We start from the raw sequence: 23533 nt of genomic DNA, 5'->3' as shown, positions 1-23533 counted from the left end.
GCATATTTTTGTAACCTGAAAAATAGAATTATGAAGAAAAATATACTCGTTATTTATTACACTCAGTCGGGACAGCTGGAGGATATCATGAAAAACGTCGCCCGTCCGTTTGAAGATAAGAACGAAGAATATGAAGTAACCTATTACCATATACAACTGAAGAAGGACTTCCCTTTTCCGTGGAGCAGTGATGTATTTTTCAATACGTTTCCGGAGTCTTATCTTCAGATCCCCAGCGAAATCCTTCCCCCGCCGGAAGAAGTGCTGAATAAAAAATACGACCTGGTGCTTTTCGGATATCAGGTATGGTATCTAACCCCCTCCATCCCGGTAATTTCGTTCCTTAAAAGCGGATATGCCGAAGGCCTCCTGAAAAACACTCCGGTAGTCACTATTTCAGGCACAAGGAATATGTGGATGCTTTCCCAGGAAAAGCTGAAAGTTTATCTGAAGAAGCTGGATGCTAAACTGGTCGGGAACATTGCCCTGGTAGACCGTCACGATAATTACACCAGCGTCCTCACGATTCTCCGCTGGATGACCACCGGAAAGAAAGAAAAGTCGGGAATACTCCCGGCAGCCGGCGTATCGGATCAGGAAATCAAAGGTGCCGGAAAATACGGAACCATTATCGAAAAACATTTTTCGGAAAACACCATGGAAACCCTGCAGCCCGACCTGGTGAAAAACGGGGCCGTGGAAATCCGGGCATTCCTGGTACGGGTGGAAAAAGTGGGAAACAAAATTTTCACCGTCTGGTCGAACCTTATCATCAGGAAAAAAGAAAAACGACCATTGCTCATTAAATTCTTTAAGGTATATTTGATGGCTGCAATATGGATTATTTCACCTGTTGTGTTGGTTTTGCATTTGCTGACGACCCCCATCTTCTGGTTCAAAAGAAAAAAACAAAGAGAATATTTACAAGGAATTAATTTAAAATAGAATGAACGACGTATTTATAACAAAAGCATTTACCTATCTACCTAATGAACCGGTTTCTAATGATGAAATGGAAACGTATCTCGGTTATATAAACGGCGCTCCTTCCAAAGCTAAGGCAATTATCCTGAGAAACAACAAGATCACAACAAGATATTATGCTTTGGACAAAGAAGGAAATCCTACCCATACCAATGCGCAGATTGCAGCAAATGCGGTAAAGGGCCTTTTTGATGATAAATTCAGGAAAGAGGATATGGAGCTGCTTTCAGTAGGAACTTCTTCTCCCGACCAGATCCAGCCTTCCCATGCTTCCATGATTCACGGGGAACTTGACATGAACAAATCTTTAGCCATCAACACGGCATCCGGCCTCTGCAACTCCGGAATGAATGCCCTGAACTACGGTTTTCTTTCCGTAAAGGCAGGCGTTCATAAAAATGCAGTCTGTGTAGGTTCGGAGCGAATGTCTGCGTGGATGACAGCCGATAAATTCAATCATGAGGCAGAAAACCTGGCTCTACTGGAAGAAAGACCGATCATCGCATTCAAAAGAGAATTCTTAAGATGGATGCTTTCGGACGGTGCCGGCGCTTTCCTTCTGGAGGGGCAGCCGAGAGAAGATGAGGTGTCTCTGAAAGTAGAATTTATTGATTTCTATTCTTATGCCCATGAAATCGAAGCCTGCATGTATGCAGGAACCGAAAAGCAGGAAGACGGAAGCCTGAAATCCTGGGCAGACTATCCTTCCGACGAATGGCTGAAACAATCGATCTTCGCATTAAAGCAGGATACTAAGATTTTAGATAAATATATTCTGGTAAAAGGGGCGGAAAGCTTAAGGACCTCTTTCGACAAGCACAACCTGGATCCAGATACCGTAGACCATGTACTGGCCCATGTTTCTTCCGGCTACTTCAAAGAAGGCCTGAAAGAAGAATTTGCCAATGTAGGCCTGGATTTCCCCTGGGAAAAATGGTTCTATAACCTTTCTGAAGTCGGCAACATCGGGGCAGGATCTATTTTCATCGCCCTTGAACAGCTGATGAACTCCGGACGATTGAAAAAGGGGGAAAAAGTATTGCTTTGTGTACCGGAAAGCGGAAGATTCTCTTATTCCTGTGCCCTGTTAACGGTTTGCTAATGGAAAACAGACTGCCTACCTCCGATCCGCAATTCGTTGAAAGCTTAATCCCTCAGCGCTTCCCTTTCGTTATGGTAAGCAGCATTGCCGAATATTCTGAATCCCATCTGGTATCCGGTTTCGAAATCAGGGAAGAAAACCTTTTTGTCGTGGACGGAATTTTTCAGGCTTCAGGCCTGGTAGAGCACCAGGCACAGAGTGTCGCCCTGCATACCGGCTATAAATTTTACCTGCTTGGCAAGGAAGCTCCCACGGGATACATCGGGGCTATCAAAACATTTGAAGCTTTCGCATTGCCGAAAACCGGCGACCGGCTGAAATCCGAAATATCCATTATCAATGAAATGATGGGTGTAACGCTGGTGGACGTGGTAACAACAATTAATGATAAGGTGATCGCAAGGTCCCAGATGAAAACAGTTATTATGTAAAATTATGGAAACAAAGGAAGAAAACATCATCAACATCCACAATTTCCTGCCGCACCGCAAGCCGATGCTGATGACGGATTATATCCTGGAACTTACCAAAGAAAAGGTAATTACTTCCTTTGAAATAAAAGAAGATAATATTTTTGTGGATCAAGGGCTGTTCGTGGAAGCCGGACTGATCGAGAATTCGGCCCAGACCTGTTCTTCCATTTTAGGACAGAGCTTTTTTGAAAACCCTAAAGCCGATACCAAAGTAATCGGTTTTATCACCAACATCAAAAAAATAGAAATCTTCTCTCTGCCGAAAGTGGGAAGCACGATTATTTCCAAAGCCTCGCTGATTTCACAGTTTGAAAACATCTGCCAGATTTTCTGCGAAACTTTTCTGGAAGACGAGCTGCTGATCCGATCGGAAATCAACCTTTTTATTCAGGAAGTAACGCCATAAAAATTAAATACAGAAAGCCGCTTTTTACGAAGCGGCTTTTTTTACGGACTTTAGTTACCTCACCGATACCACACGGAGGAACGGCAGCACTTTATTTGATGTACCGTGAAAACACACAACCACAAAAACAAATATACGGCTCAGATTACTAATTTCGACAAAACAGATTTTGTCCCCGAAAAGAAAACTTCTTCCATTATCAATCATTCCCTTTCGATGTATAAAGGCGTAGCCCTGTATGGCATTATTGCCATGCTTATTTATATTGCCGGATCTTACCTGATCCAGAGACTAATCGGTTTCGATTCTGTAGAAATGCTGGACGAAATAAAAAATAATGGGATGGATTATTATAATTTCAATTACTTTACCCTCCCCGGGTTTTCAACGTACCTTTCTTTATCAGGACTTTTCGGATTGCTGGCATCACCGTTATACGCAGGACTGCTTTATATTGCCGATAAATACAGAAGAAGGGAACCCGCTCGGTTTTCCGATCTGTTTACCGGCTACCGGCAGAATTTTATCAACATTATTATTTTCACCCTTATTTCAGGAATCATCTCCGGGCTGGCTCTGTTTTTCTGTGTCATCCCGTTTTTCTTTGTCTATCCTTTCCTGATGCTGGGCTACCGGTCCTTCTTTTTCAGAATGCATCGGCTATGGAAGCCCTGAAAAAATCGGTGAACCTCGGAAAGGAAAATTACGGAACCCTGCTGGCTACAGGATTTACAGGCATGCTTCTTTCCTGGATCGGGATTATCCTCTGCGGAATCGGATTCGTTGCAACGGCGCCGTTTTTTGCAGTCGTTATGTATTCCGCTTACTGCGCCTGCGTTGGCAGGCCCGTACAACGATAACGGATAAGTGAGGCTCTAAGGTCTCACTTTTTTTATGCTTTTAATTCTTGTGCCCTGAAATCGGGATGGTACTATGTTCTGCATTTTTATTATCTTAGCGAATTGATTTAAACCATAATCTAACGCAATTTTTGAGTGAAAAAGCAAGATCTTCCACAGGACGAAAGCAATTTAAAATCCGCAAACATGACCGAGGTCCTGTATGTAACGGATGAAAACAACAATTACACGACGGCTAACAGCATCGGCTGGGAGGCCAAAAAAGCGGCTCTGGATGAATCTTTGGCTTTAATCAACGAAAGAATTGAGGAAGCCCGGCAAAACGTAGCCAACCAAACGGCAAGCCCCATTGTTTATTTTATGGAACTGAATAAAATGGACCTTCAGGTGCTGGCCGCCTATGTAGGCATGTGGCAGTGGCGCGTAAAAAGACACGGCAAACCCAGAATATTTAAAACACTAAGCGACTCTGTACTGAAAAAATATGCCGATGCTTTCGGGATTTCAGTAGACGAACTGAAAAATTTCAACGGAAAATAAAAGGAACTTTCCGGGTTCCGTAAAACCAAGCTAAGAATGAAACTTAATTTCGAACACCATCAGACTGCGCATTGCGAGAACGGTGTTGCCTCCAATTTATTATTAAACAAAGGGTTGAAACTCAGCGAACCCATGATCTTCGGAATCGGCTCCGGGTTATTTTTTGTGTATCTTCCTTTCTTAAAAGTAAATTTTGCACCCGGATTCAGCTACCGTCCGATGCCCGGCGCTATTTTCAGCAAAGCGGCCAAAAGGCTGGGAATTAAAATCAAAAGGCTGAAGTTTTCCAATCCGGAAGAAGCCCGCAAAGCACTTGAAAAAAACCTGGAAAACAACATCCCGACAGGATTGCAGGTAGGGGTTTTCAACTTAACCTATTTCCCTGAAGAATATAAATTCCATTTCAATGCCCACAACCTGGTGGTCTATGGCAAAGAAGACGGAAAATTCCTCATCAGTGATCCGGTGATGGATTACACCACTACCCTTACCGAAGCGGAACTGGAAAAGGTGCGATATGCCAAAGGCGCCCTTCCACCGAAAGGCCACATGTACTACCCTACTTATATTCCGGAACGCGTTAACCTGGAAGAAGCGATTAAGAAAGGCATCAGCGATACCTGCAAAAATATGCTGGCCCCCGTTCCGATTATCGGCGTAAAAGCTATGAGATGGGTCGCGAAAAGCATCCCGAAATGGGCGGCGAAAAAGGGAACGAAAACCACGAACCATTATTTGGGCCAGCTGATCCGGATGCAGGAAGAAATCGGTACCGGCGGCGGCGGATTCAGGTTTATCTACGGAGCATTCCTGCAGGAAGCAGCCGTTATCCTTAAAAACGATCAGCTCCAAGAGTTATCCAAAGAGATCACCATGATCGGTGACCTCTGGAGAGATTTTGCCGTAGATATCGCCCGGGTTTATAAAAACAGGAATTCCAAAAGCGATATCTACAACCAGCTTTCGAAAACCATGCTTCACATTGCCGATCTGGAAGAAGCTTTTTACAAAAAACTGAAAAAAGCGATCTGACGTGGAGTATTTTATAGAAATTAAAAACCTGTACAAGAAATACAAAAATGCGGAAGATTTTTCCGTTAATGATATTTCTTTAACCATCGATAAAAATGAGATCTACGGAATCCTCGGTCCCAACGGTGCCGGAAAAACAACGCTGATTTCCATGCTGTCAGGACTGATAAAACCCACTTCGGGACAGTTTAAAATCGACGGACTGTCTCACCACAGGCACGGTTTCAGACTCAGACAGATCATGGGAATCGTTCCGCAGGAATATGCATTGTATCCTACTCTGACGGCCAGGGAAAACCTGATGTTCTTCGGAAGCCTTTACGGTTTAAGCCATAAAAAATTAAAAACATCCATCGAGGAATCCCTGGAAATCATGGGACTGTCGAAATTCGCCGATAAAAAGGTAGACCAGTTTTCAGGAGGGATGAAGCGGAGATGCAACCTGATTGCAGGAACCCTTCACAATCCGAAGGTACTGTTTCTGGATGAGCCGACCGTTGGAGTCGACGTCCAGTCTAAAAAAGCCATCATCGATCATCTCCTGGACCTGAATAAAAAGGGGACCTGCATTATTTATACTTCCCACCACCTTTCCGAAGCGGAAGAGTTCTGTACGCGGATTGCCATTATCGACCATGGAAAAATTCATGCTTCAGGAACCCCGCAGGAACTTATCGGCAAGGTGACCCATGCACAAAATTTAGAAGATGTTTTTATTTCATTAACCGGAAAAGAATTAAGAGATGTTGTTGTATAAATTGTGGAGAAGCTTTATTAAAGAAGTTCTTCTGCTGAAAAGAGACATCGGGGGGATTGTCATCATTTTCGTGATGCCTTTGCTGCTGATCATTACGATTACCCTGATCCAGGATTCCACGTTTAAAAACCTGGAAGGCTCTAAAATCCCGATTGTTTTCGTGGATAACGATCAGTCTGAGGTTTCGAAAAGCATCAAACAGGAGCTTGAGCGCAGCAAAAGCTTTGAACTGCTGACCAATTTCAATGAATCAGCGGCACAGAAAGCGGTTTTTTCAGGAGATTACCAGATGGCCATCGTAATTCCTGAACATTTGACGAAAGACATCAATTCCAATATCGATTCCAAAGTGCAGGCGATTGTAAGCTCATTCGGTCTCGAAACGGATTCTGCCAAAGTAAAGAAAGAAATTCCGAAATCGAAGGAAATCCATCTGTATTTTGATCCGGCCACCAATATCGGATTTAAAAATAATGTGATGAATTCCATCAACAAGATGGTTTTCGAAATCGAAAATAAAAAAATCTATAAAGCCTTCCAGGATCAGCTGGGAACAACGGAAGACCTCTCCAAAAACAAAAGCCTGATCGGGTTTAAAGAGATTACGCCCAAAAAAGGAAAAACGGATGTTTTGCCGAATTCCGTTCAGCACAATGTTCCGGCATGGGCCCTTTTTGCGATCTTCTTCATCGTTGTCCCGTTATCGATTAATCTGGTTAAGGAAAAAAGCCAGGGCACCAGTGTGAGGGCAAGGATCAGTCCGACCCCTTATTTCATTCATATTTTAGGAAAAACATTTACTTACCTCATCATCTGCGTCATCCAGTTTTTACTGATGGTAGCCGTTGGGATTTACCTCTTCCCGTATATGGATTTGCCGCAGTTTGATGTGACCGGAAAAATGTTCCAGATGATCGTGGTGACTATTTTTGCAGGCCTGGCCGCCATCGGCTTCGGCGTATTGCTGGGAACCGTTGCCGACACCCAGGAACAGTCGGCCCCATTCGGAGCGACTTCCGTAGTGGTCCTCGCGGCAATCGGAGGCATCTGGGTTCCCGTATTCCTGATGCCTGAATTTATGCAGACCATTGCCGGATTCTCCCCGATGAACTGGGGACTGAATGCCTATTACGACATTATTTTGAGAAACAGCGGGATCGCCGGTATTGCCAAAGAAATCATTTTTTTATTTTTATTCTATGTAGCCATGGTGGGAATCTCATTATTTTACGAGAGAAAACAAAATGCAGTTTAAGATTAACCACTAAGAGCTCAAGCATTTATCTTGCGTCCTTTGTGGAGCCTATTATTATTTTTGTGGTAGAAATAATTATAAAACACAAAATGATATGAATGAAAATGAGATTTCAAAAGTTATCTTTAATGCATGATTAAAAGTTCATCGCCAACTTGGAGCTGGACTTTTAGAAAGCGCATACGAAGAATGTTTGTACTATGAGTTACAGACATCCGGATTACTAATAGAAAAACAGAAACCAATGCCATTAATTTATGATGATATAAAACTTGACATTGGCTATAGGATTGACTAATTGATTGAAAGGAAAGTTGTTATTGAAATAAAATCCGTAGAATCATTAAATGAAATTCATATTGCTCAAGTTTTAACATATTTAAAATTAAGCAATTGGAAATTGGGCTTATTGATTAATTTTAACTCAGTTTTATTTAAAAATGGTGTTAAAAGATTAATCAACGGGACGATATAAAATTTAGAATAACCATTGTGAACATTGTATATAACTTTGTGAACCTTGTGGTAAAACGAAACAAAATGCAGTCTAAAGAACATTCATTAACGTGTACCGAAGAAGTACGGGTACGGTTCAACGAAACCGATCCGCTGGGAATCGTATGGCACGGTCATTATATCGTCTATTTTGAAGACGGAAGGGAAGCTTTCGGAAGGCAGCACGGCCTTACCTATCTTGATATCCAGCAGGCGGGATTTGTGACACCCATCGTAAAAAGCACCTGCGAACATTTTTTACCTTTAAAATACGGCGAAACCTTCAGGATCGTTACGACTTTTGTAAATTCGGTTTCGGCCAAACTGATTTACCGGTACGAACTTTTTAACCAGAAGGATCAATTGGTCTGTTCCGGAGAAACCATTCAGGTGTTCCTGGATGCCGATAACAATTTATGCCTGTATAATCCTGAATTTTTTCAGGCGTGGAAAGATAAAATGGGATTATTATGAAGGCAGTTTACATCACCGGTTATCAATGCATTACTCCCTTAGGCTTTGATGTTTCCTCCAACTGGAATGCCCTTCTGGAAGGAAAATCCGGCGTACGCTTACATCAGATCATTGAAAACCAGCCTGCTTTTTATGCTTCGATGATCGATACCGAAATGCTGAATGAAGAATTCGACAAAAATTTCTGCGGAGATCAGAGAGACAGGGATTTCACAAGGCTCGAAAAAATGTTTATTTTATGCCTTAAACCTTTGATCGAAAAGCATCCGGTTTCAGAGAATACAGCTTTCATTTTATCCACAACGAAAGGGAACGTTACTTTGCTGAAAAACCAACAGGCTTTACCGCAGGGAGCTTATCTTTCGGCATTAGCTCAAAAGATCGCTGATTTTTTCGGATTAAAAGCCAAACCTGTTGTGGTTTCCAATGCCTGCGTTTCCGGAGTGATGGCAATGGCCGTGGCGAAAAACCTGATCCAGTCCGGAAAATACAGAGACGCCTTTGTGGTGGCCGGAGACGAAATTTCGGAATTTGTAATTTCGGGATTCAAATCATTTCAGGCCATCGGTACGGAAATCTGCAAACCGTATGACAAAAGCAGGGATGGCATCAACCTGGGTGAAGGAGCCGCTGCTGTTTTCATCACTTCAGAACCGGAGAAGAACGAGAAGTTTAGTTTTAAAATAATCGGAGACTCAGCCATTAACGACGCCAATCATATTTCCGGACCTTCCAGAACGGGAGACGGTTTATTCGCCAGCATCCGCAATGCAATGGCCGAGGCTCAGGTTACGGCAGAGAACATCGATTTTATCTCTGCCCACGGCACGGCGACTCTTTATAATGACGAAATGGAAGCCATTGCTTTCAACCGGATGGAACTACAGGATGCCCCCCTGAACAGCCTGAAAGCCTATTACGGTCACAGCCTGGGAGCAGCAGGTTTGCTGGAAAGCATTATTTCCATGGAAAGCGCATTGAAAAGCACCTTGATTGCGTCTAAAAATTATAAGGAACCGGGAATCTCCCAATCTCTGAATATCATTAAAGAAAATCAGGCTGCAGACATCAGGTATATTCTGAAAACCGCTTCCGGATTCGGAGGGTGTAATGCGGCTGTTGTTCTGGAGAAAATGTAAATAATAATTTTGTATTTTTATAGACTAAGTTTAAAAAATGGAATCTACTTTAGAAATCAGAAAAAGAATTCACGAATTCATTGATACGGCAGACGACAGGATGCTGCGGATTTTCAATGGGATTATTGATGCTGAAGAGCAGGAAGAGGATCAGCCGTCTGTCCCTGAATGGTTTTATGAAGAGCTTGATAAGAGAAAAGAAAAGTACATCAGTGGAGAATCAAAATCATTTACCTGGGAGGAAGTAAAAACAAAGGCAAAAGCTTCTTTAAAATGATTTATAAATTGATAGTACAGGAAGAAGCCGGTCTTGAAATTCTTGAGAATTACATTAATTACGAAAGTATACAAACGGGCCTCGGTGAAAAATTCCTGTTGCAGGTTGAAAAATATTTTCTTCAGATAAAAGATAATCCCAGGCATTTCCAAATCAAAAAAAATAAATATAGAGAAGCTTATCTTCGTAAGTTTCCCTATATTATCATTTTCGATATGGTGGATGACAGAGTAATTGTTCTGTCTGTTTTCAATACCCGTCAAAACCCGGAGTACAAATCTTAATCCTTTTTTTAAACGTATTCATGAAGAAAACAGAAATCTGCCTTATCGAAAATTCAAAAATTATCCTGAACAACAAAACTGTTTTTGAATCCCCTGCCGGAAATTTTTCAGATTTTGCCAAAGATGCCTATAAAAGCATGGACCTTGGTTATCCTAAATTCCATAAAATGGATAACCTGAGCAAACTGGCTTTCCTGGCCTCTGAAATGATTCTGAAAGATGAAGATCACCGCCGCACTGCTGTGGTGTTATCCAACCGGTCATCAAGCCTGGATACCGATTTTAAATATCAGGAGAGCATCAATTCACAGGAAAATTATTTTCCGAGCCCTGCCGTCTTTGTATATACTTTGCCTAATATCTGCGTGGGTGAAATCAGCATCCGGCACAAAATGCAGACCGAAAATGCTTTTTTTGTACTGGATGAATTCGACGAAGAATTTTTAAATGACTATGCCCGACAGCTTCTGCAGTCGGGAAAGGCTGATAAAGTATTGTGCGGCTGGACCGAACTATATCAGGAAAGTTATAAAGCTTTTGTATATTTGCTGACTGCGTAATGTAACAATATAACAGTATAACAATGTAACAATCATATTCGGTACTATCCTATTGGTAAACTGGTAGATTGATACGTTGGTAAATTTTAAAAAATATGGAAAACTTAAGAGAAGAATTAAAACACAAAATCATCGAAGTTCTTAATTTAGAAGATGTTGCGGTAGAAGAAATCAAAGATACGGACCCGTTATTCGGCGGAGGTCTAGGATTGGATTCGATCGACGCTCTTGAACTGATCGTTCTCATGGACAAAGAATACGGAATCAAATTATCCGATCCTAAAAAAGGAAAGGAAATTTTCTCTTCTATCGAAACCATGGCAAAATTCATCGAAGAAAACAGAACAAAATAATTCAATCTAACAATGTATCGATCTGACAGTGTCACAATATTGGTAAACTGCTAGACTGGTACATTGTTACATTATAAAAAAAATGGGTCAAAAAATTGCCATCACGGGAATGGGCATCATTTCTTCCATCGGAAACAACGTGGAAGAAAACCTGAATTCGTTACAATCCGGAAAACATGGGATCTCAGACATCCAATTGTTTGAAACGCGCCATGCAGGACATATCAAAATCGGTGAAATCAAACTGTCTAATGAATTACTAATTGAAAAACTGGAGCTGAAAGATGCAAAAAATGCGACCCGAACCGCTTTATTGGGCATGGTCGCGGCAAAAGAGGCTATCGAAAGCGCCGGAATTTCGGATATCAATGAATATAAAACAGGGCTGATTTCCTCAACCAGCGTTGGCGGAATGGATGTCACTGAAAACTATTTCTACACCTACGAAGAATTCCCCGATAAGCAAAAATATATTGACTCCCATGATGCGGGTAACTCCTCCCTGCTGATTGCCGATTATCTGGGATTAAAAGGCATGGTTTCCACCATCAGCACCGCCTGCTCGTCTGCAGCCAATGCCATCATGATGGGTGCCAGGCTCATTAAAAACGGAGTGCTGGACCGCGTTATTGTAGGCGGAACCGATGCGCTTTCCAAATTTACCCTGAACGGATTCAATACCCTGATGATCCTCACGGATTCTTACAATACCCCTTTCGATAATGACCGCAAAGGGCTGAACCTCGGCGAAGCCGCTGCCTTCATCGTCCTGGAATCGGAGGAAATCGTAAAAAAAGAAAACAAAAAGATCTTGGGCTATCTTTCAGGCTACGGGAATGCCAACGATGCGCACCATCAGACCGCCTCTTCGGAAAACGGACAGGGCGCTTACCTGGCCATGCAAAAAGCACTGAAAGTTTCCGGCCTGGCCAAAGAAAAAATCGACTACATTAACGTTCACGGTACCGCCACCCCGAATAACGATCTATCGGAAGGTATTGCGATGATCCGGATTTTCGGAGAGGGAAAAGTTCCTGAATTCAGTTCTACCAAAGCATTTACCGGCCATACGCTGGCCGCAGCGGCAGGAATTGAAGCGGTGTATTCATTATTGGCCCTTCAAAACAATATTATTTTTCCGAATCTTAATTTTAAAACCCAAATGGCTGAATTTGATCTGACGCCGGTAACGGAGCTTAAGGAAAAAAGCATTAACCACGTCCTTTCCAATTCTTTCGGCTTCGGAGGAAATTGTTCAACCTTAATTTTCTCGAAATCATGACTGCCGTTTACATCAACAGTGCCGCCTGCATTTCTGTACAGGACACTTTAAATGAAAATTTCTTTGAGAATCTTCAGCCTGCCGGTGCGGGGCAGGTGCTGAAAGCCATTGAACCGGTGTATAAAGAATTCATTCCTCCGGCGATGATCCGACGGATGTCCAAGACCGTAAAAATGAGTTCCGTAGCCTCTTCATATGCTTTGAAAGAAGCCGGAGTTGAAAATCCGGATGCCATTATCGTAGGAACCGGAATGGGCTGTTCACAGGATTCTGAAAAGTTTCTCAAGAATGTACTGGACAATAACGAAGAGTTTCTTACGCCCACTTATTTTATCCAGTCGACCCACAATACGGTAGCCGGGCAGATTGCCTTAGGCCTGCAATGTCATGCCTATAATTTCACTTACGTCAATTCCTCTTCCTCCCTTGAATTTTCGATGCTGGATGCCAAGCTTCAGGTCACCGACGGTGAAGCAGAACATGTTCTGGTAGGTTCCACGGATGAACAGACCGAGAGAACCATGGGGCTTTATGAATTGAACAAAACCATCAAAAAGCAGGAAGACCTGCCTGTGGATTACCTGAGTTCCACCACAAATGGCGTTGTCTGGGGAGAAGGTGCCAGCTTCTTTGTTTTAAGCAAAGAGAAAAAAGACAGCTCTTATGCACGCCTGAAGGACATTAAAATCACCAACCGCCTGGATCTGGAAGAAACCCAATCGTTTATTGAAGATTTTTTAGCTGAAAACAACCTGACTTTCAATGAAGTTGATGCCGTCATCTTAGGTTTCAGCGGCGATGCAGAATCTGATGTTTATTATACAAAAGCCATGGACCGGTTTACGGATTCCGTATTGCTGTATTACAAGCATTTAAGCGGAGAATTCAATACTGCCAGCGGTTTTTCGACTTTCATGGCGTGCCGGATCCTGAAAAAACAGGAAATCCCGGAAGTCATGAGGATTAATGAAGTGAAAAAAGAAGGGGTAAAAAATATTTTACTGTACAACCATCTTGGCGGGAATGACCATAGTCTGGCTTTGCTGGAAAGAGTCTAGCCTAACTGCCGAATTATTTTTAACGCAAAGAACACAAAGCTTTTTTTTAAAGTTTGACAATATTTTCCGTTCGCAAAGGCGTTTCACTCAGGAAAGCACATTACAGATATAAGTTGTTGCTATTTTTAACCTCATATTCAAAAAATAAAGATGAAACATTACTTCTTTATCCTGTTCTACCTCTTCTGCAACGTTTTTATCTATACGTTTCACGGGACGTTCTGGGTATACCTCTTTTGTTTTCTGATGTTTTCCGCAACAGTGGTATGGGGTTCCTTTGATATCGGGCTCGGCTATTTTGTCAACAGCATCACGCACAGAAGAACAAAAATCAAGGAGGTTGCCCTCACTTTCGATGACGGTCCGACGGAATTTACCCCGAAATTTTTGGATATCCTGAAGGAAAACAATGTAAAAGCAACGTTTTTCTGTATCGGGAAACAGATTGAAAAATATCCCGAAACCTTTCGGCGGATTATTGCGGAAGGCCATACGATCGGCAACCACACCTATTCCCATTCCAGTCAAACCGGGTTTTTATCCACATCAAAAATGGTTGAGGAAATTGAAAAGGGTGACGAAATGATGTTGAAGGCTGGAAATTTAAAGACCGATCTTTACCGTCCGCCTTTTGGGGTGACCAATCCGAATATTGCCAAAGCGATTAAGCAAACCGGAAAAAAAAGCATCGGCTGGAACGTCCGCTCACTGGATACGGTTACTGAAGACGAAAACAGAATTTACCGTAGAGTCACCAAAGGACTGAAGCCGGGAAGCATTATTCTCCTTCATGACACTTCGGAAAAAACGTATCATGTTTTGGTAAATTTATTAGTATTTTTGGAGCGTGAAAAGTATTCGACATTTACCATCGAATAATTTACGCAGAAGTTATTTTGAAACACAAAAGTCACAAAAGATTTTGTCCTGCTCATAGAAGTTTATAATAGAGCAACTTTAATAAGAGCATATAAGCTAAAAAATCAAAGATTTTTAATTAAACGATTCAAAACTTTGCAATTTTAAGGTCAGACAGGATTTGTTCACTTGAAAAATAAAGCAATGATTAAAAATATTTTCATCACCATAGGATTATGCGTTTCTGGCTTTTTCTTTGCCCAGAACACCGCCATGTCAGGAGCAGAAGCCAAAGCATTCGTTGCCAGAGTCTCCTCTGAAACCAAAGAAATCAAAACTTTGCAAAGCGATTTTACCCAGACCAAGAAAATGGATTTCCTGGATAAAAACATTGTTACCTACGGGAGAATGTCTTTAAAAACCCCGAATATGCTGAGCTGGAAGTATACCAAACCGTATCAGTACAGCATCGTTTTCAGGGAAAATAAAATTTTCATCAACGATCAGGGTAAAAAGTCTGCCGTGGATGCCAGGAGCAAAACGTTCGAGAAAATCAATAAATTAATTGTCGGCAGTTCCAACGGACAGATGTTCAACGATCCGGAATTTTCCGTAGCCTATCTGAAAAACGGCAGTTCCAACATTGCCCGGTTTACGCCGAAATCCGCCCAGCTGCTGAAATACATCAAGCAGATTGAATTGTATTTCCCGAAAAACCAGTCGACGGTTTCACAGGTGAATATGACGGAAGCCTCGGGAGACACCACCAATATCGTTTTTAAAAATACCAGGATCAATGCGCCGGTTGCTGCTTCGGAATTCAGTTTATAGCCTCGTTTTCATTCTGTTCGCCTCCTGTAAAAGCTATAAGCTTGCAGATGCGAAACCAGTTCTGAACACGGACAAGACGGTGGAAAATCTCTATTTTTCGTCCAAGGAAGATTATGTATATAAATGCCAGATGGACATCTACAAAAACCACGTCAGCGGAATCCTGATATTAAAAAAGATTAATGAAACGACCCACCGGGTGGTGCTGACTTCGGACTTCGGAAATAAATTAATCGATTTCGAAATTTCGGAAACTGATTTTAAGCTCAATTATGTACTTCCCGATATGGATAAGAAGATTGTCATCAACTTCCTGAAAAACGACTTCAGGGAACTCCTGAGACAGCAATATCCTGTTACGGAAACCTTTGAAAACGGGAATTCCAATATTTACCTTTCAAAAATTGATCAGAAGGAATATTATTTATTCTTTAACAAAGAGAATAAACTGCTGAAACAGATCGTTTACACGAAAAACAGTAAAGAAAAAATCGATTTTACTTTTGATGCAAAAAAACATATCTTCGCGGACAGTTTAAACCTTCAGCACAAAGATTATAAGATCAATATCAAACTATTTCAGATAACCGAAAACGAATAACTTCACATGAAAAAAATTATTTCTTTATTTACCTTAATCATTTCAGCCTTCGCTTTTTCACAGGTCACTTTTAATCCGGGAATCCGGGCAGGTGCCAATTTTTCACATTTTACCAATAAGGCACAATGGTATTCTTACATGGATTACGATTATTATGGCAATGCTGACCCCAATATGGAATTTAAGACAAAAGCCGACTTCTATCTGGGGCTTTTCGGCAATATCCGCTTTGCGAAATTCTATGCTTTACAGCCCGAGATCAACTATTCAAGACAGGGGGCAAAACTGGACACGAACATCAACAACTGGAACGGACAAACGCTGACAGCTTCTTATGTAAGCCTTCAGCTGGTTAACAAGTTTTATTTCAATAAATTCAACATTCATTTCGGCCCGACGCTGGAATTTCTGGTAGAGCAGAAAAACTTCGATGCCGCAAATGAAATCGACCTGGGAATTACAGCAGGGGCAGGATTCGACATCACGGAGCATTTCGGGGTGGAAGCCAGGGTAAAGAAAGGCTTTATCCCGGTATATTCTTTCTATAACGACCATTCGAACATTACCTTCCAGGCCGGCGTTTATTATACCTTTAACATGAAAAAATAATTGTATGCAGACCATCCTTAACGATTTTTACACCTTGCAATCCTACGAACAGGCAGAAAACGGAAGCTATACGGCCTACATCTCCCTGAATAAAGACCATGAGATTTTCAAAGGGCATTTTCCCGGAAATCCTGTAACACCCGGGGTATGCATGATGCAGATCGTAAAAGAACTTTCCGAGGAAATTACCGGTCTGCCTCTGTTTCTGAAGACGGCTTCCAACATCAAATTCATGGCAATCATCAACCCTTTCGAAACGCCGGACCTGAAGCTGCAGTTAGATATTACCCAGACCGACGGAGACGTGAAGGTAAAAAATACCACCTTTTTTGGCGGGACTATTGCATTAAAGATGTCTGTTAACTACCAAAAATTGACTTCATGAAACTGATATTTTCACTGATTACCGCTTTCGTTTTTTTCTTCCAGTCGAACCTCGAATCGTTGAGGGAAAGCTACGCAAAAGCCAATGCTTCCAATGCCAATACCGAATCTTTTATTAATCTGGCAGAAAAAGCATCAGGCTCGGATGCGGCAATCCAGGGATATAAGGCAGCAGCACAGATCATGGAAGCTAAGATTACCAAATCCAATAGAAAAAATTTGGTAAAGTCCGGAGCCACCAGCCTTGAGGCAGTTATTAAAAACAATCCCAATAATGCGGAACTAAGGATCATCCGGATGAGCGTTCAGGAAAACATTCCGAAAATCGTAGGGTACAGAGGAAGCCTGAAAGACGATAAAGCTTTCCTGCTGAATAATTACAGCAGGCAGAACACGGCCCTGAAAAATTACATTAAAAGGTTTGCGGCACAATCCAAGACCATCACGCCTGCTGAAAGAGCAACCCTAAAATAAAACCATGACCCTTCCCGAAGTACAGAATGCCATTTCCGCAAAGAAAATCTGTGTTTTAATACCGACTTACAACAACGGGAAAACCCTGAAACGGGTGATTGACGGGGTACTCGATTATACACGGGACCTCATAGTGATCAACGACGGCTCTACCGACTCCACCGGAGAAATCTTAGCGCAGTACCCTCAGCTTCAGGTCATCCATTTGCCGGAAAACAAAGGAAAGGGAAACGGCCTGAAAACCGGCTTCAGGAAAGCGAAAGAGTTGGGTTACCATTACGCTATTACCATCGATTCCGACGGACAGCATTATCCTGATGACATTCCTGTTTTCGTAGAAGCTCTGCTATCCGAAAAAGAAGATGTTCTGCTCATCGGAAACCGCAACATGGCCCAGGACGGCATCCCGAAGAAAAGCAGCTTCGGAAACCGGTTTTCCAACTTCTGGTTCTGGTTCGAGACGGGAATCAAGCTGGAAGATACCCAGTCCGGCTACCGGCTGTATCCGCTGCATAAAATTCCGAAAAAATACTTTACGCCGAAATTTGAATTTGAGATCGAAATCATCGTACGGACTGCCTGGAGGCATGTGCCGGTAAAAAACGTGCCGGTAAAAGTGCTGTATGATCCGGCGGAACGGGTATCGCACTTCAGGCCGTTTAAGGATTTTACCCGCATCAGCATCCTCAATACGATTCTGGTGACAATTACTTTACTGTACATCATCCCGCGGAATTTCATCAATAATTTCAGAAAAAAAAGCATCAGGAGATTTATTAAGGAAGATGTGCTGGAAAGCGACGGGACCAACCGGACGAAAGCATTTTCCCTTGCATTGGGGGTCTTTGTAGGCTTTTCCCCTTTCTGGGGTTTCCATACGCTGATCGTTATTTCACTGGCAGTCCTTTTCAAGCTCAACAAAGTTCTGGCCTTCTTTGCCTCCAACGTGAGCCTGCCGCCATTCATCCCGTTTATTATCGCCGCTTCCCTGTTTCTGGGAGCGCCCTTTGTAGACGGCAACAGCAACCTCCTCAGCCAGGAACTGAATTTCGACCTGGTAAAAAACAACCTCCTCCAATATGTCATTGGCAGTATGATTCTGGCCGTCTCGGCATCTGCATTGACCTGGATTGTCATCTACTTTTTACTGAACAAAGTAAGCCCGGACAAAACCGATTTCTAGAAGCTTTATCCCGCTATCCACTTCTACTCCTCGCGCCAAAGCTTTTCCTGACGCCTGCTGCGGGGTAACCGTTCCTATCGGGGCTAGGGCAGCAGTCTTTTATTTTTATACTAGTCTGGTATCAATAGTGAATCCCGCTTTGCCGGTGAATGGTGAATTTCGAAACTTAGTGATGAGATATGAATCTAATATTGGCTGCTCATCTTTAGTTTTAAAAAATTAACTATTAACCATTCATTTGCGAAGCAAAATTCATCATTTTAAAACCACCCCGTCAAAAATTCTTTTAGAATTTTCGCCACCCCTCCGGATCGGAGGGGAATTTTTACAGCATTGATAATTAATCCATTACACAGATAATTGAGATATAAAAGAATGGTGTCTTCTATTTATTAATACACAGAAAACTTTCCGGTCACCAATGATTTATAAAGCAAAATTTACCATCCCTTTATTCATGGCTATCATTTGCTGAACGAAGTGCCTTAGCGAACGAAAAATATACGCTCTGCCTTTTAGAAAACCTTGCGGACTTGGCGTTTTGAAAGTCAGCAGTATTAAAAAATGATTCACCATTCACTTCTCACCTCAGTTTCTTCTCCGTCTTTTTCAGATATTTTTCGACATTCTCACGATCAGAAACGGTCGTTATTTCCTTTGACAAGGCTTTTTCGAATTCGGGTTTTGCCCTGGAATAGTCTTTTCGGTTGAAATAATATTTTCCGGCCTCATAATACACCAGCCAGAAGTCCGGGTTCAGCGATTGGTAATGCGGAATAAATCCGTCAGTGAGTTCTATGGTTTTATCGTTTACTGCATCACTGATTTCAGCATTGGCAAATTTGTATTCTTCATAATTTTTAAATTCCCGGGAATCCAAAAAAAGATCTTTGGGAATCGTAAGTTCAGGGCTTGCCAATGTTCCGTCGACCGGTTGTCTACCGGAAAAAATCTCATTCAGATCATAGCAGACAAATGCTCCCAGCTGATACGGATTGGCAGAAACCCAAACCAGTTTCTTTTGAGGCGAAAAGATCACCGCGTGATGCGCCAGAAGCTGGTTGATTGCCTTTTCATTACCGTAGCCGATCTTCTCCCCTTTCAGCCCCGATTTGTCCCGTAAAATGGCTGCCATCTTTTCGGGATTCAGCTTTTTGTTTTCCTGCAGAAGTTCCTGCAGCTTTTCGTAGCGGTATTCGGAATGGCTTTCTGCGATCTGCTTCCGGTTTCTCCTATCGTTTTTGTAAGCCTCCGACTGGAAATGGTTGGTACAGAAAACTTTATTTGTATTCTCTACTTTATAAACGCCGAAATTATCCGGCGAAACTTCGATAATCACTGCATTTTTATCATTCGCGCTGCCTACCATAATGGATTCCGATACAAAGACCTTTCTCTTTTTCGCAATGGCAATCGCTTCGTCAATAGTTTTCGCATACTGCAATATCTCCCTTGTTACCAGAGAAATCGGGGTTTTGGCCGTCAGCGGAATCTTCGACCTTCCGGCATTGATCGTTACGGTAATTCCTTCCTTATTCATTCCGGATACCACCCCGATCATTCCGGGCCAGCTTACAGACAGGTAAGGAATCCCCTCCTCCGGTTCCACAAGTTCGATCAGTTTATTTTTAGCGAAATCATCACCCACGTAGAAATCGAAATTCCGGCCGATCAGCAGGTTGCCGTCTTCCGTGTTTTCATTCCATACGGCAAGCGATGTACAGCCAATCATCATCAGGTCCTGCATCGCATGGCCGATGTCATGGGCACCGTGCAGGTACATGCTCCTGAGGAATTTAGAGGCTATAAAATCATATCGGTCCGATGAATAGCGGGATAATCCGTACAATTCCGCCTGGTAATCTTCCCGGATGTTCAGGTACATCTTCCGATTGTACCATTTCAGAAAGCCTCTTAAAAGATTTTGTTTGAATTTTGACGGCACAAGGCCTTCCACTTTGGAGAAAAATACCTCTTCCTGTTTCTGCATCAGGTTCTGCGTCAGGGCACCGTTGTTATAGCCCAGCTGCAAAGGGTTTCCCTTGACACGCAATTCCCAGAGCTGCTGCCTGTTTTTTGTTAAAGAATTTTCATTAAAACTGAAAGTGGAATCATTAATCTTATCGACCTTCGGAATTTCAAGGGAATAATGCTTGATATCGGGAACGTGGTTCACCGATTTTCGTACCCCGCAGGAAATAAGGCTGAGATTCAGGATCAGGCTGAAGCAGAGAAATGCAAACTTTTGCCGCTTTGAAAGATATCTTTCGATCAGGCCGCAAATCCTAATTTTCTTCACCATTATTTTTATTAATCAGTTGGATCAGACGTTCATCAACCACTTCTTTGCCAAGGATTTCCCCGCAGGTATTGAAAGCCCCGATGGTACAGCCTAAAATCCCGTGCATGTTCACCGATTGCCCCGTTAAAAAGAGGTTGTCGATCTTTGTTTTCGGAGAGACCATGGTTTTAAGGGGATTTTCCGAGCTTTTCATATAGCCGTACATATTCCCGTTAAAACTTCCGATATAATCCCTGTACGACAAAGGCGACGAGGTGTATATTCTTTTAACTGACTTTCTTAGATCCGGGATTTTCTTTTCCACGGCAGCAATCATCTTTTCCGCTTTTTCGAGCTTGAATTTTTCATAACCTTCCCCACGGTCCTGCTCTTCCACCACGGTGTTGAACGTATTTTTCCAGGCTTCCACTTCGTCAAAATCCATATAGGAAATAACCGTCAGGCTTTCGGCAAAATCCGGGTGGCGTTTAGACCGCGTTGAAGACAGCATATAGTTCTCCGGCCAGGCATTTTTTTGATACCGGTGTGCATTCCACACCGATTCCTCATTGGAAAAATGGTAAATATTGTAATTGAATTCCGGAATGGCCTGTGGCTTCAGCACCAGGTAAACGCTGAAACAGGAGGATACCGGTTCCCAGCTCTTGATCCGGTTCAGGAAAGATTTCTTTAAGCGGTCCTCTCCGATCAGGTTGATGGCAGAACGGATTTCTATATTGGAAATAAAATTTTTTGCACGGTATTCTTTACCTGCCGAAGTTTTCACACCCGTCAGGACCTGATTTTCATTGAAGATGAATTCTGAAACTTCGGAATGTTTATGAACTTCTGCGCCGTGTTCACGAAGCCTCCGGATCAGCAGCTTCGAAATCTGGCTTCCTCCCTGTGTACATTTATAGGCACTCTGGATATACGAGTTTACGGTTAAGGCGTGTACATAAAAGGGTACATTTTCAGAATCTCCGGCGTATAAGAAATTCGAGCCCAGTAAAACCGACTGAAGGGTCCTGTTAGGGGTGATGGATTCTATAAACCTTCTGGTATTGAGATGTAGGATTTCTTCGTTGTAGTTTTCTTTTCCTACCAGGTTATATCTGGGAAACTGGCTGCAGACCCTCTGGATTTCTTCACAGTAATTCTGCAGGTTTTCCCGTTCTTCAGGGAAATGCTGAGCCAGTTGCTCCACAAAATTGTCATAGCCCTGGGCATGCGGATATTCGGTCTGATGATCGCCGAAAGTTATTCTGTCATAACCGTCGTCAGCCATCTGCTCAAGCTGCAGATCGTCCATGATCCCGAGATAGGAGAAATACTGATGCAGGTTCTGCCCTTTGGACAGCCCGCCCAGATAATGGACACCGGTATCGAAAATCAGCTTGTCACGGGAAAAGGTCTGAAGGTTGCCGCCATACTGGTTATTTTTCTCCAGGACGCAGACTTTCAGGCCTTCTTTGGCGAGTACAAGCGCCGAAACAAGACCTCCCAATCCGCTGCCGATTACCAGTATGTCGAATTCTTTGTTCAAGGAAAAAGTGTTAGCCATGATTATGAATGAAGTAAAGCCTGCAAGAAGTTGAGCAACAATGAATATGTACATTCACAAAGCAATAAATATCCGGCAGGGGCCTGCAGTAACTGCAGTTTACAGATCAATTCATAACCGTTAATGGTAAGTTAAATATTAGTTTTTATTTTGGGTAAAAGTAGGAAAATTAATCAATATCATCCCAAAAATCGAAATAATTGAACCATTGAAGGGGATATTTCCTGATCATGGATTCCAGATTTTGGATATAGGAATTGAGAAGCCCCTGGGCATCGCGCTTTTTAACGTTTTGGGCTACCCTTGCATACAAATGGTAATGAAGGTTCTTTTCTTTCATTACATATACATACACCACCGGAACCCCCAGCCTTGAAGCAATCAGGAAAGGCCCGGCCGGGAATTTTGCCGTTTTTCCGAGCAGTTCACCTTCCAGGAACTTGGAACCCTCAAAATAACGGTCGCCGGTAAAACAGATCAGCTCATTTTTCGATAACGCTTCGTTGATCTCGAAAATATGGGACATATCCTCTTTTACATAGATGAATTTTATATTGCTTCCCTTTACGGAAACACTTTCCAGGTATTCTTTAATGACGGTAACCTCCTGATCGGTCGTCACCAGATTGATCTGGCATTCGAAATCGATATCGGCAAAGAAATGTTCCGCAATTTCAAAATTCCCGATGTGGGCACTGATGAGCACGCCGCCTTTTTTTTCGGCCAGAAGATTCCTGAGATTTTCGATTCCGTCGAATTCATAAGTGTATTTATCGCGTAATCCGGCCGAAATCGCCGTTTTATCGATCAATACCGTTCCGAAGGTAAAGTAATTTTTAAATAAGGATAATTTGGTTTTCCAGTATCTGTATTTCAGCCTCTGGCTGAAATAATAGCGGTAATAGGTATTGCTCTTTTTCTCGAACAGGAAATAGTAGAAAGCGACAAAGTACAGGACGGCATATGAACTCCGGATACCCATGTTTCTGATGCACCAGACAAAAATCCTGTATCCCAGGATGGTTCCTCTGGACTTACCTTTCCATTTGTTCATAGTATTAGTTTTAATAATGTAGCAATATACCGATGTAACAGTTTAACAATTATTCAATGAAGCATTGGTAAATTGTTATATTATTACAATGTTACATTCATATATTATTTATTTTTTTCTGTGATCTTATTTTCAATCGTGGTATAGAAATCATCAAACGTCACCATCTTTTTGAAGTCGGCTTCGCCAAGCTTTACACCGAAATTGGATTCGATAACCACCACCATATCAATATAATCCAGGCTGTCCAGCCCAAGTGTTGTTTTCAGGTTGGCCTCGTTGCTGATCTCATCACCGTCCACCTCAAATTCATTCACTAAAAAATCATTAACGATCGCGATAATTTTCTCCCTTTCCATGTTT

Annotated in this window: 29 protein-coding genes and 1 pseudogene; 26 read left to right on the top strand and 4 right to left on the bottom strand. The window is 42.3% G+C overall.

Annotated elements, in window-relative coordinates:
* The first annotated feature begins 30 nt into the window (after nucleotides 1-30).
* The 26 genes and pseudogenes from CHA01nite_RS08235 to CHA01nite_RS08110 all read left to right on the top strand — a co-directional run bounded on the left by CHA01nite_RS08235 (nucleotide 31) and on the right by CHA01nite_RS08110 (nucleotide 18271).
* Nucleotides 31-945: a dialkylrecorsinol condensing enzyme DarA gene (locus CHA01nite_RS08235; protein ID WP_146940834.1), complete on the top strand. Its 915-nt coding sequence runs from the start codon at nucleotides 31-33 to the stop codon at nucleotides 943-945.
* Nucleotide 946: 1 nt separating this feature from the next.
* Nucleotides 947-2086 (top strand): dialkylresorcinol biosynthesis protein DarB, encoded by a 1140-nt coding sequence (gene darB / locus CHA01nite_RS08230; RefSeq protein ID WP_146940833.1) that lies wholly within the window; start codon nucleotides 947-949, stop codon nucleotides 2084-2086.
* A complete protein-coding gene (locus CHA01nite_RS08225; RefSeq protein WP_146940832.1) occupies nucleotides 2086-2517 on the top strand; it encodes a hotdog family protein in 432 nt (143 codons plus the stop codon). The genes darB and CHA01nite_RS08225 overlap by 1 nt, the downstream gene beginning before the upstream one ends.
* A 4-nt stretch (nucleotides 2518-2521) precedes the next feature.
* Nucleotides 2522-2965 (top strand): hotdog family protein, encoded by a 444-nt coding sequence (locus CHA01nite_RS08220; RefSeq protein WP_146940831.1) that lies wholly within the window; start codon nucleotides 2522-2524, stop codon nucleotides 2963-2965.
* 105 nt (nucleotides 2966-3070) lie between these two features.
* Complete coding sequence (locus CHA01nite_RS08215; RefSeq protein ID WP_146940830.1) at nucleotides 3071-3640, top strand: hypothetical protein; 570 nt, start codon at nucleotides 3071-3073, stop codon at nucleotides 3638-3640.
* The gene (locus CHA01nite_RS08210; RefSeq protein ID WP_146940829.1) at nucleotides 3628-3825 is read left to right on the top strand and encodes a hypothetical protein; all 198 of its coding nucleotides are present in this window, start codon (nucleotides 3628-3630) and stop codon (nucleotides 3823-3825) included. Before CHA01nite_RS08215 ends, CHA01nite_RS08210 begins: the two co-directional genes overlap by 13 nt.
* 135 nt (nucleotides 3826-3960) lie before the next feature.
* The gene (DarG, locus tag CHA01nite_RS08205) at nucleotides 3961-4365 is read left to right on the top strand and encodes a flexirubin biosynthesis protein DarG (protein WP_146940828.1); all 405 of its coding nucleotides are present in this window, start codon (nucleotides 3961-3963) and stop codon (nucleotides 4363-4365) included.
* Between the two features lie 36 nt (nucleotides 4366-4401).
* The gene (darH, locus tag CHA01nite_RS08200) at nucleotides 4402-5397 is read left to right on the top strand and encodes a BtrH-related acyltransferase DarH (protein ID WP_146940827.1); all 996 of its coding nucleotides are present in this window, start codon (nucleotides 4402-4404) and stop codon (nucleotides 5395-5397) included.
* Nucleotide 5398: 1 nt separating this feature from the next.
* The gene (locus tag CHA01nite_RS08195; RefSeq protein WP_146940826.1) at nucleotides 5399-6154 is read left to right on the top strand and encodes an ABC transporter ATP-binding protein; all 756 of its coding nucleotides are present in this window, start codon (nucleotides 5399-5401) and stop codon (nucleotides 6152-6154) included.
* The gene (locus CHA01nite_RS08190) at nucleotides 6141-7409 is read left to right on the top strand and encodes an ABC transporter permease (RefSeq protein WP_146940825.1); all 1269 of its coding nucleotides are present in this window, start codon (nucleotides 6141-6143) and stop codon (nucleotides 7407-7409) included. Before CHA01nite_RS08195 ends, CHA01nite_RS08190 begins: the two co-directional genes overlap by 14 nt.
* A gap of 151 nt (nucleotides 7410-7560) precedes the next feature.
* Nucleotides 7561-7884 (top strand): annotated as a pseudogene (locus CHA01nite_RS08185) (GxxExxY protein); the annotation flags it as partial.
* A 65-nt stretch (nucleotides 7885-7949) separates the two neighbouring features.
* Entirely contained in the window at nucleotides 7950-8378 is a 429-nt protein-coding gene (locus CHA01nite_RS08180) for an acyl-CoA thioesterase (protein ID WP_146940824.1), read from the top strand.
* Nucleotides 8375-9517, top strand: coding sequence for a beta-ketoacyl synthase N-terminal-like domain-containing protein (locus CHA01nite_RS08175; protein ID WP_307725984.1), 1143 nt, complete (start codon nucleotides 8375-8377; stop codon nucleotides 9515-9517). Before CHA01nite_RS08180 ends, CHA01nite_RS08175 begins: the two co-directional genes overlap by 4 nt.
* A 37-nt stretch (nucleotides 9518-9554) precedes the next feature.
* On the top strand, nucleotides 9555-9794 hold the full coding sequence (locus CHA01nite_RS08170; RefSeq protein WP_146940822.1) for an addiction module protein: 240 nt from the start codon (nucleotides 9555-9557) through the stop codon (nucleotides 9792-9794).
* Nucleotides 9791-10078 carry a type II toxin-antitoxin system RelE/ParE family toxin gene (locus CHA01nite_RS08165; RefSeq protein ID WP_146940821.1) on the top strand — a complete coding sequence of 96 codons (288 nt, stop codon included), beginning with the start codon at nucleotides 9791-9793 and terminating at the stop codon, nucleotides 10076-10078. Before CHA01nite_RS08170 ends, CHA01nite_RS08165 begins: the two co-directional genes overlap by 4 nt.
* Before the next feature lie 20 nt (nucleotides 10079-10098).
* Nucleotides 10099-10638: a beta-ketoacyl-[acyl-carrier-protein] synthase family protein gene (locus CHA01nite_RS08160; protein ID WP_146940820.1), complete on the top strand. Its 540-nt coding sequence runs from the start codon at nucleotides 10099-10101 to the stop codon at nucleotides 10636-10638.
* A 95-nt stretch (nucleotides 10639-10733) separates the two neighbouring features.
* Nucleotides 10734-10991: a phosphopantetheine-binding protein gene (locus CHA01nite_RS08155; protein WP_146940819.1), complete on the top strand. Its 258-nt coding sequence runs from the start codon at nucleotides 10734-10736 to the stop codon at nucleotides 10989-10991.
* A gap of 82 nt (nucleotides 10992-11073) precedes the next feature.
* On the top strand, nucleotides 11074-12273 hold the full coding sequence (locus CHA01nite_RS08150) for a beta-ketoacyl-[acyl-carrier-protein] synthase family protein (protein ID WP_146940818.1): 1200 nt from the start codon (nucleotides 11074-11076) through the stop codon (nucleotides 12271-12273).
* On the top strand, nucleotides 12270-13331 hold the full coding sequence (locus tag CHA01nite_RS08145; protein WP_146940817.1) for a beta-ketoacyl synthase N-terminal-like domain-containing protein: 1062 nt from the start codon (nucleotides 12270-12272) through the stop codon (nucleotides 13329-13331). The genes CHA01nite_RS08150 and CHA01nite_RS08145 overlap by 4 nt, the downstream gene beginning before the upstream one ends.
* A gap of 150 nt (nucleotides 13332-13481) precedes the next feature.
* Nucleotides 13482-14210 (top strand): polysaccharide deacetylase family protein, encoded by a 729-nt coding sequence (locus CHA01nite_RS08140; protein WP_146940816.1) that lies wholly within the window; start codon nucleotides 13482-13484, stop codon nucleotides 14208-14210.
* A 183-nt stretch (nucleotides 14211-14393) separates the two neighbouring features.
* Complete coding sequence (gene lolA2, locus CHA01nite_RS08135; protein ID WP_146940815.1) at nucleotides 14394-15020, top strand: flexirubin biosynthesis/transport protein LolA2; 627 nt, start codon at nucleotides 14394-14396, stop codon at nucleotides 15018-15020.
* The gene (gene lolB2 / locus CHA01nite_RS08130) at nucleotides 14986-15621 is read left to right on the top strand and encodes a flexirubin biosynthesis protein LolB2 (protein ID WP_146940814.1); all 636 of its coding nucleotides are present in this window, start codon (nucleotides 14986-14988) and stop codon (nucleotides 15619-15621) included. The genes lolA2 and lolB2 overlap by 35 nt, the downstream gene beginning before the upstream one ends.
* Nucleotides 15622-15627: 6 nt before the next feature.
* The gene (locus tag CHA01nite_RS08125) at nucleotides 15628-16230 is read left to right on the top strand and encodes a porin family protein (RefSeq protein WP_146940813.1); all 603 of its coding nucleotides are present in this window, start codon (nucleotides 15628-15630) and stop codon (nucleotides 16228-16230) included.
* Nucleotides 16231-16234: 4 nt separating this feature from the next.
* Entirely contained in the window at nucleotides 16235-16615 is a 381-nt protein-coding gene (locus tag CHA01nite_RS08120) for an ApeI family dehydratase (protein ID WP_146940812.1), read from the top strand.
* Nucleotides 16612-17088 (top strand): hypothetical protein, encoded by a 477-nt coding sequence (locus CHA01nite_RS08115; protein ID WP_146940811.1) that lies wholly within the window; start codon nucleotides 16612-16614, stop codon nucleotides 17086-17088. Before CHA01nite_RS08120 ends, CHA01nite_RS08115 begins: the two co-directional genes overlap by 4 nt.
* A 4-nt stretch (nucleotides 17089-17092) precedes the next feature.
* Nucleotides 17093-18271 carry a DUF2062 domain-containing protein gene (locus tag CHA01nite_RS08110; protein WP_146940810.1) on the top strand — a complete coding sequence of 393 codons (1179 nt, stop codon included), beginning with the start codon at nucleotides 17093-17095 and terminating at the stop codon, nucleotides 18269-18271.
* Nucleotides 18272-18854: 583 nt separating this feature from the next.
* Here the strand turns inward: CHA01nite_RS08110 and CHA01nite_RS08105 are convergent.
* From CHA01nite_RS08105 to CHA01nite_RS08090, 4 genes are all read right to left on the bottom strand, one after another.
* A complete protein-coding gene (locus CHA01nite_RS08105; RefSeq protein ID WP_146940809.1) occupies nucleotides 18855-20573 on the bottom strand; it encodes a C45 family autoproteolytic acyltransferase/hydrolase in 1719 nt (572 codons plus the stop codon).
* A complete protein-coding gene (locus CHA01nite_RS08100) occupies nucleotides 20557-22116 on the bottom strand; it encodes a phytoene desaturase family protein (RefSeq protein WP_228458369.1) in 1560 nt (519 codons plus the stop codon). The genes CHA01nite_RS08105 and CHA01nite_RS08100 overlap by 17 nt, the downstream gene beginning before the upstream one ends.
* A 169-nt stretch (nucleotides 22117-22285) precedes the next feature.
* A complete protein-coding gene (locus tag CHA01nite_RS08095) occupies nucleotides 22286-23170 on the bottom strand; it encodes a lysophospholipid acyltransferase family protein (RefSeq protein ID WP_146940808.1) in 885 nt (294 codons plus the stop codon).
* Between the two features lie 104 nt (nucleotides 23171-23274).
* Nucleotides 23275-23529, bottom strand: a complete 255-nt coding sequence (locus tag CHA01nite_RS08090) for an acyl carrier protein (protein WP_146940807.1) — start codon at nucleotides 23527-23529, stop codon at nucleotides 23275-23277.
* Nucleotides 23530-23533: the final 4 nt, after the last annotated feature.

The sequence above is a fragment of the Chryseobacterium hagamense genome (assembly GCF_007991455.1).
Lineage (GTDB): Bacteria > Bacteroidota > Bacteroidia > Flavobacteriales > Weeksellaceae > Chryseobacterium > Chryseobacterium hagamense.
This window is presented reverse-complemented; position numbering and strand designations above follow the sequence as displayed.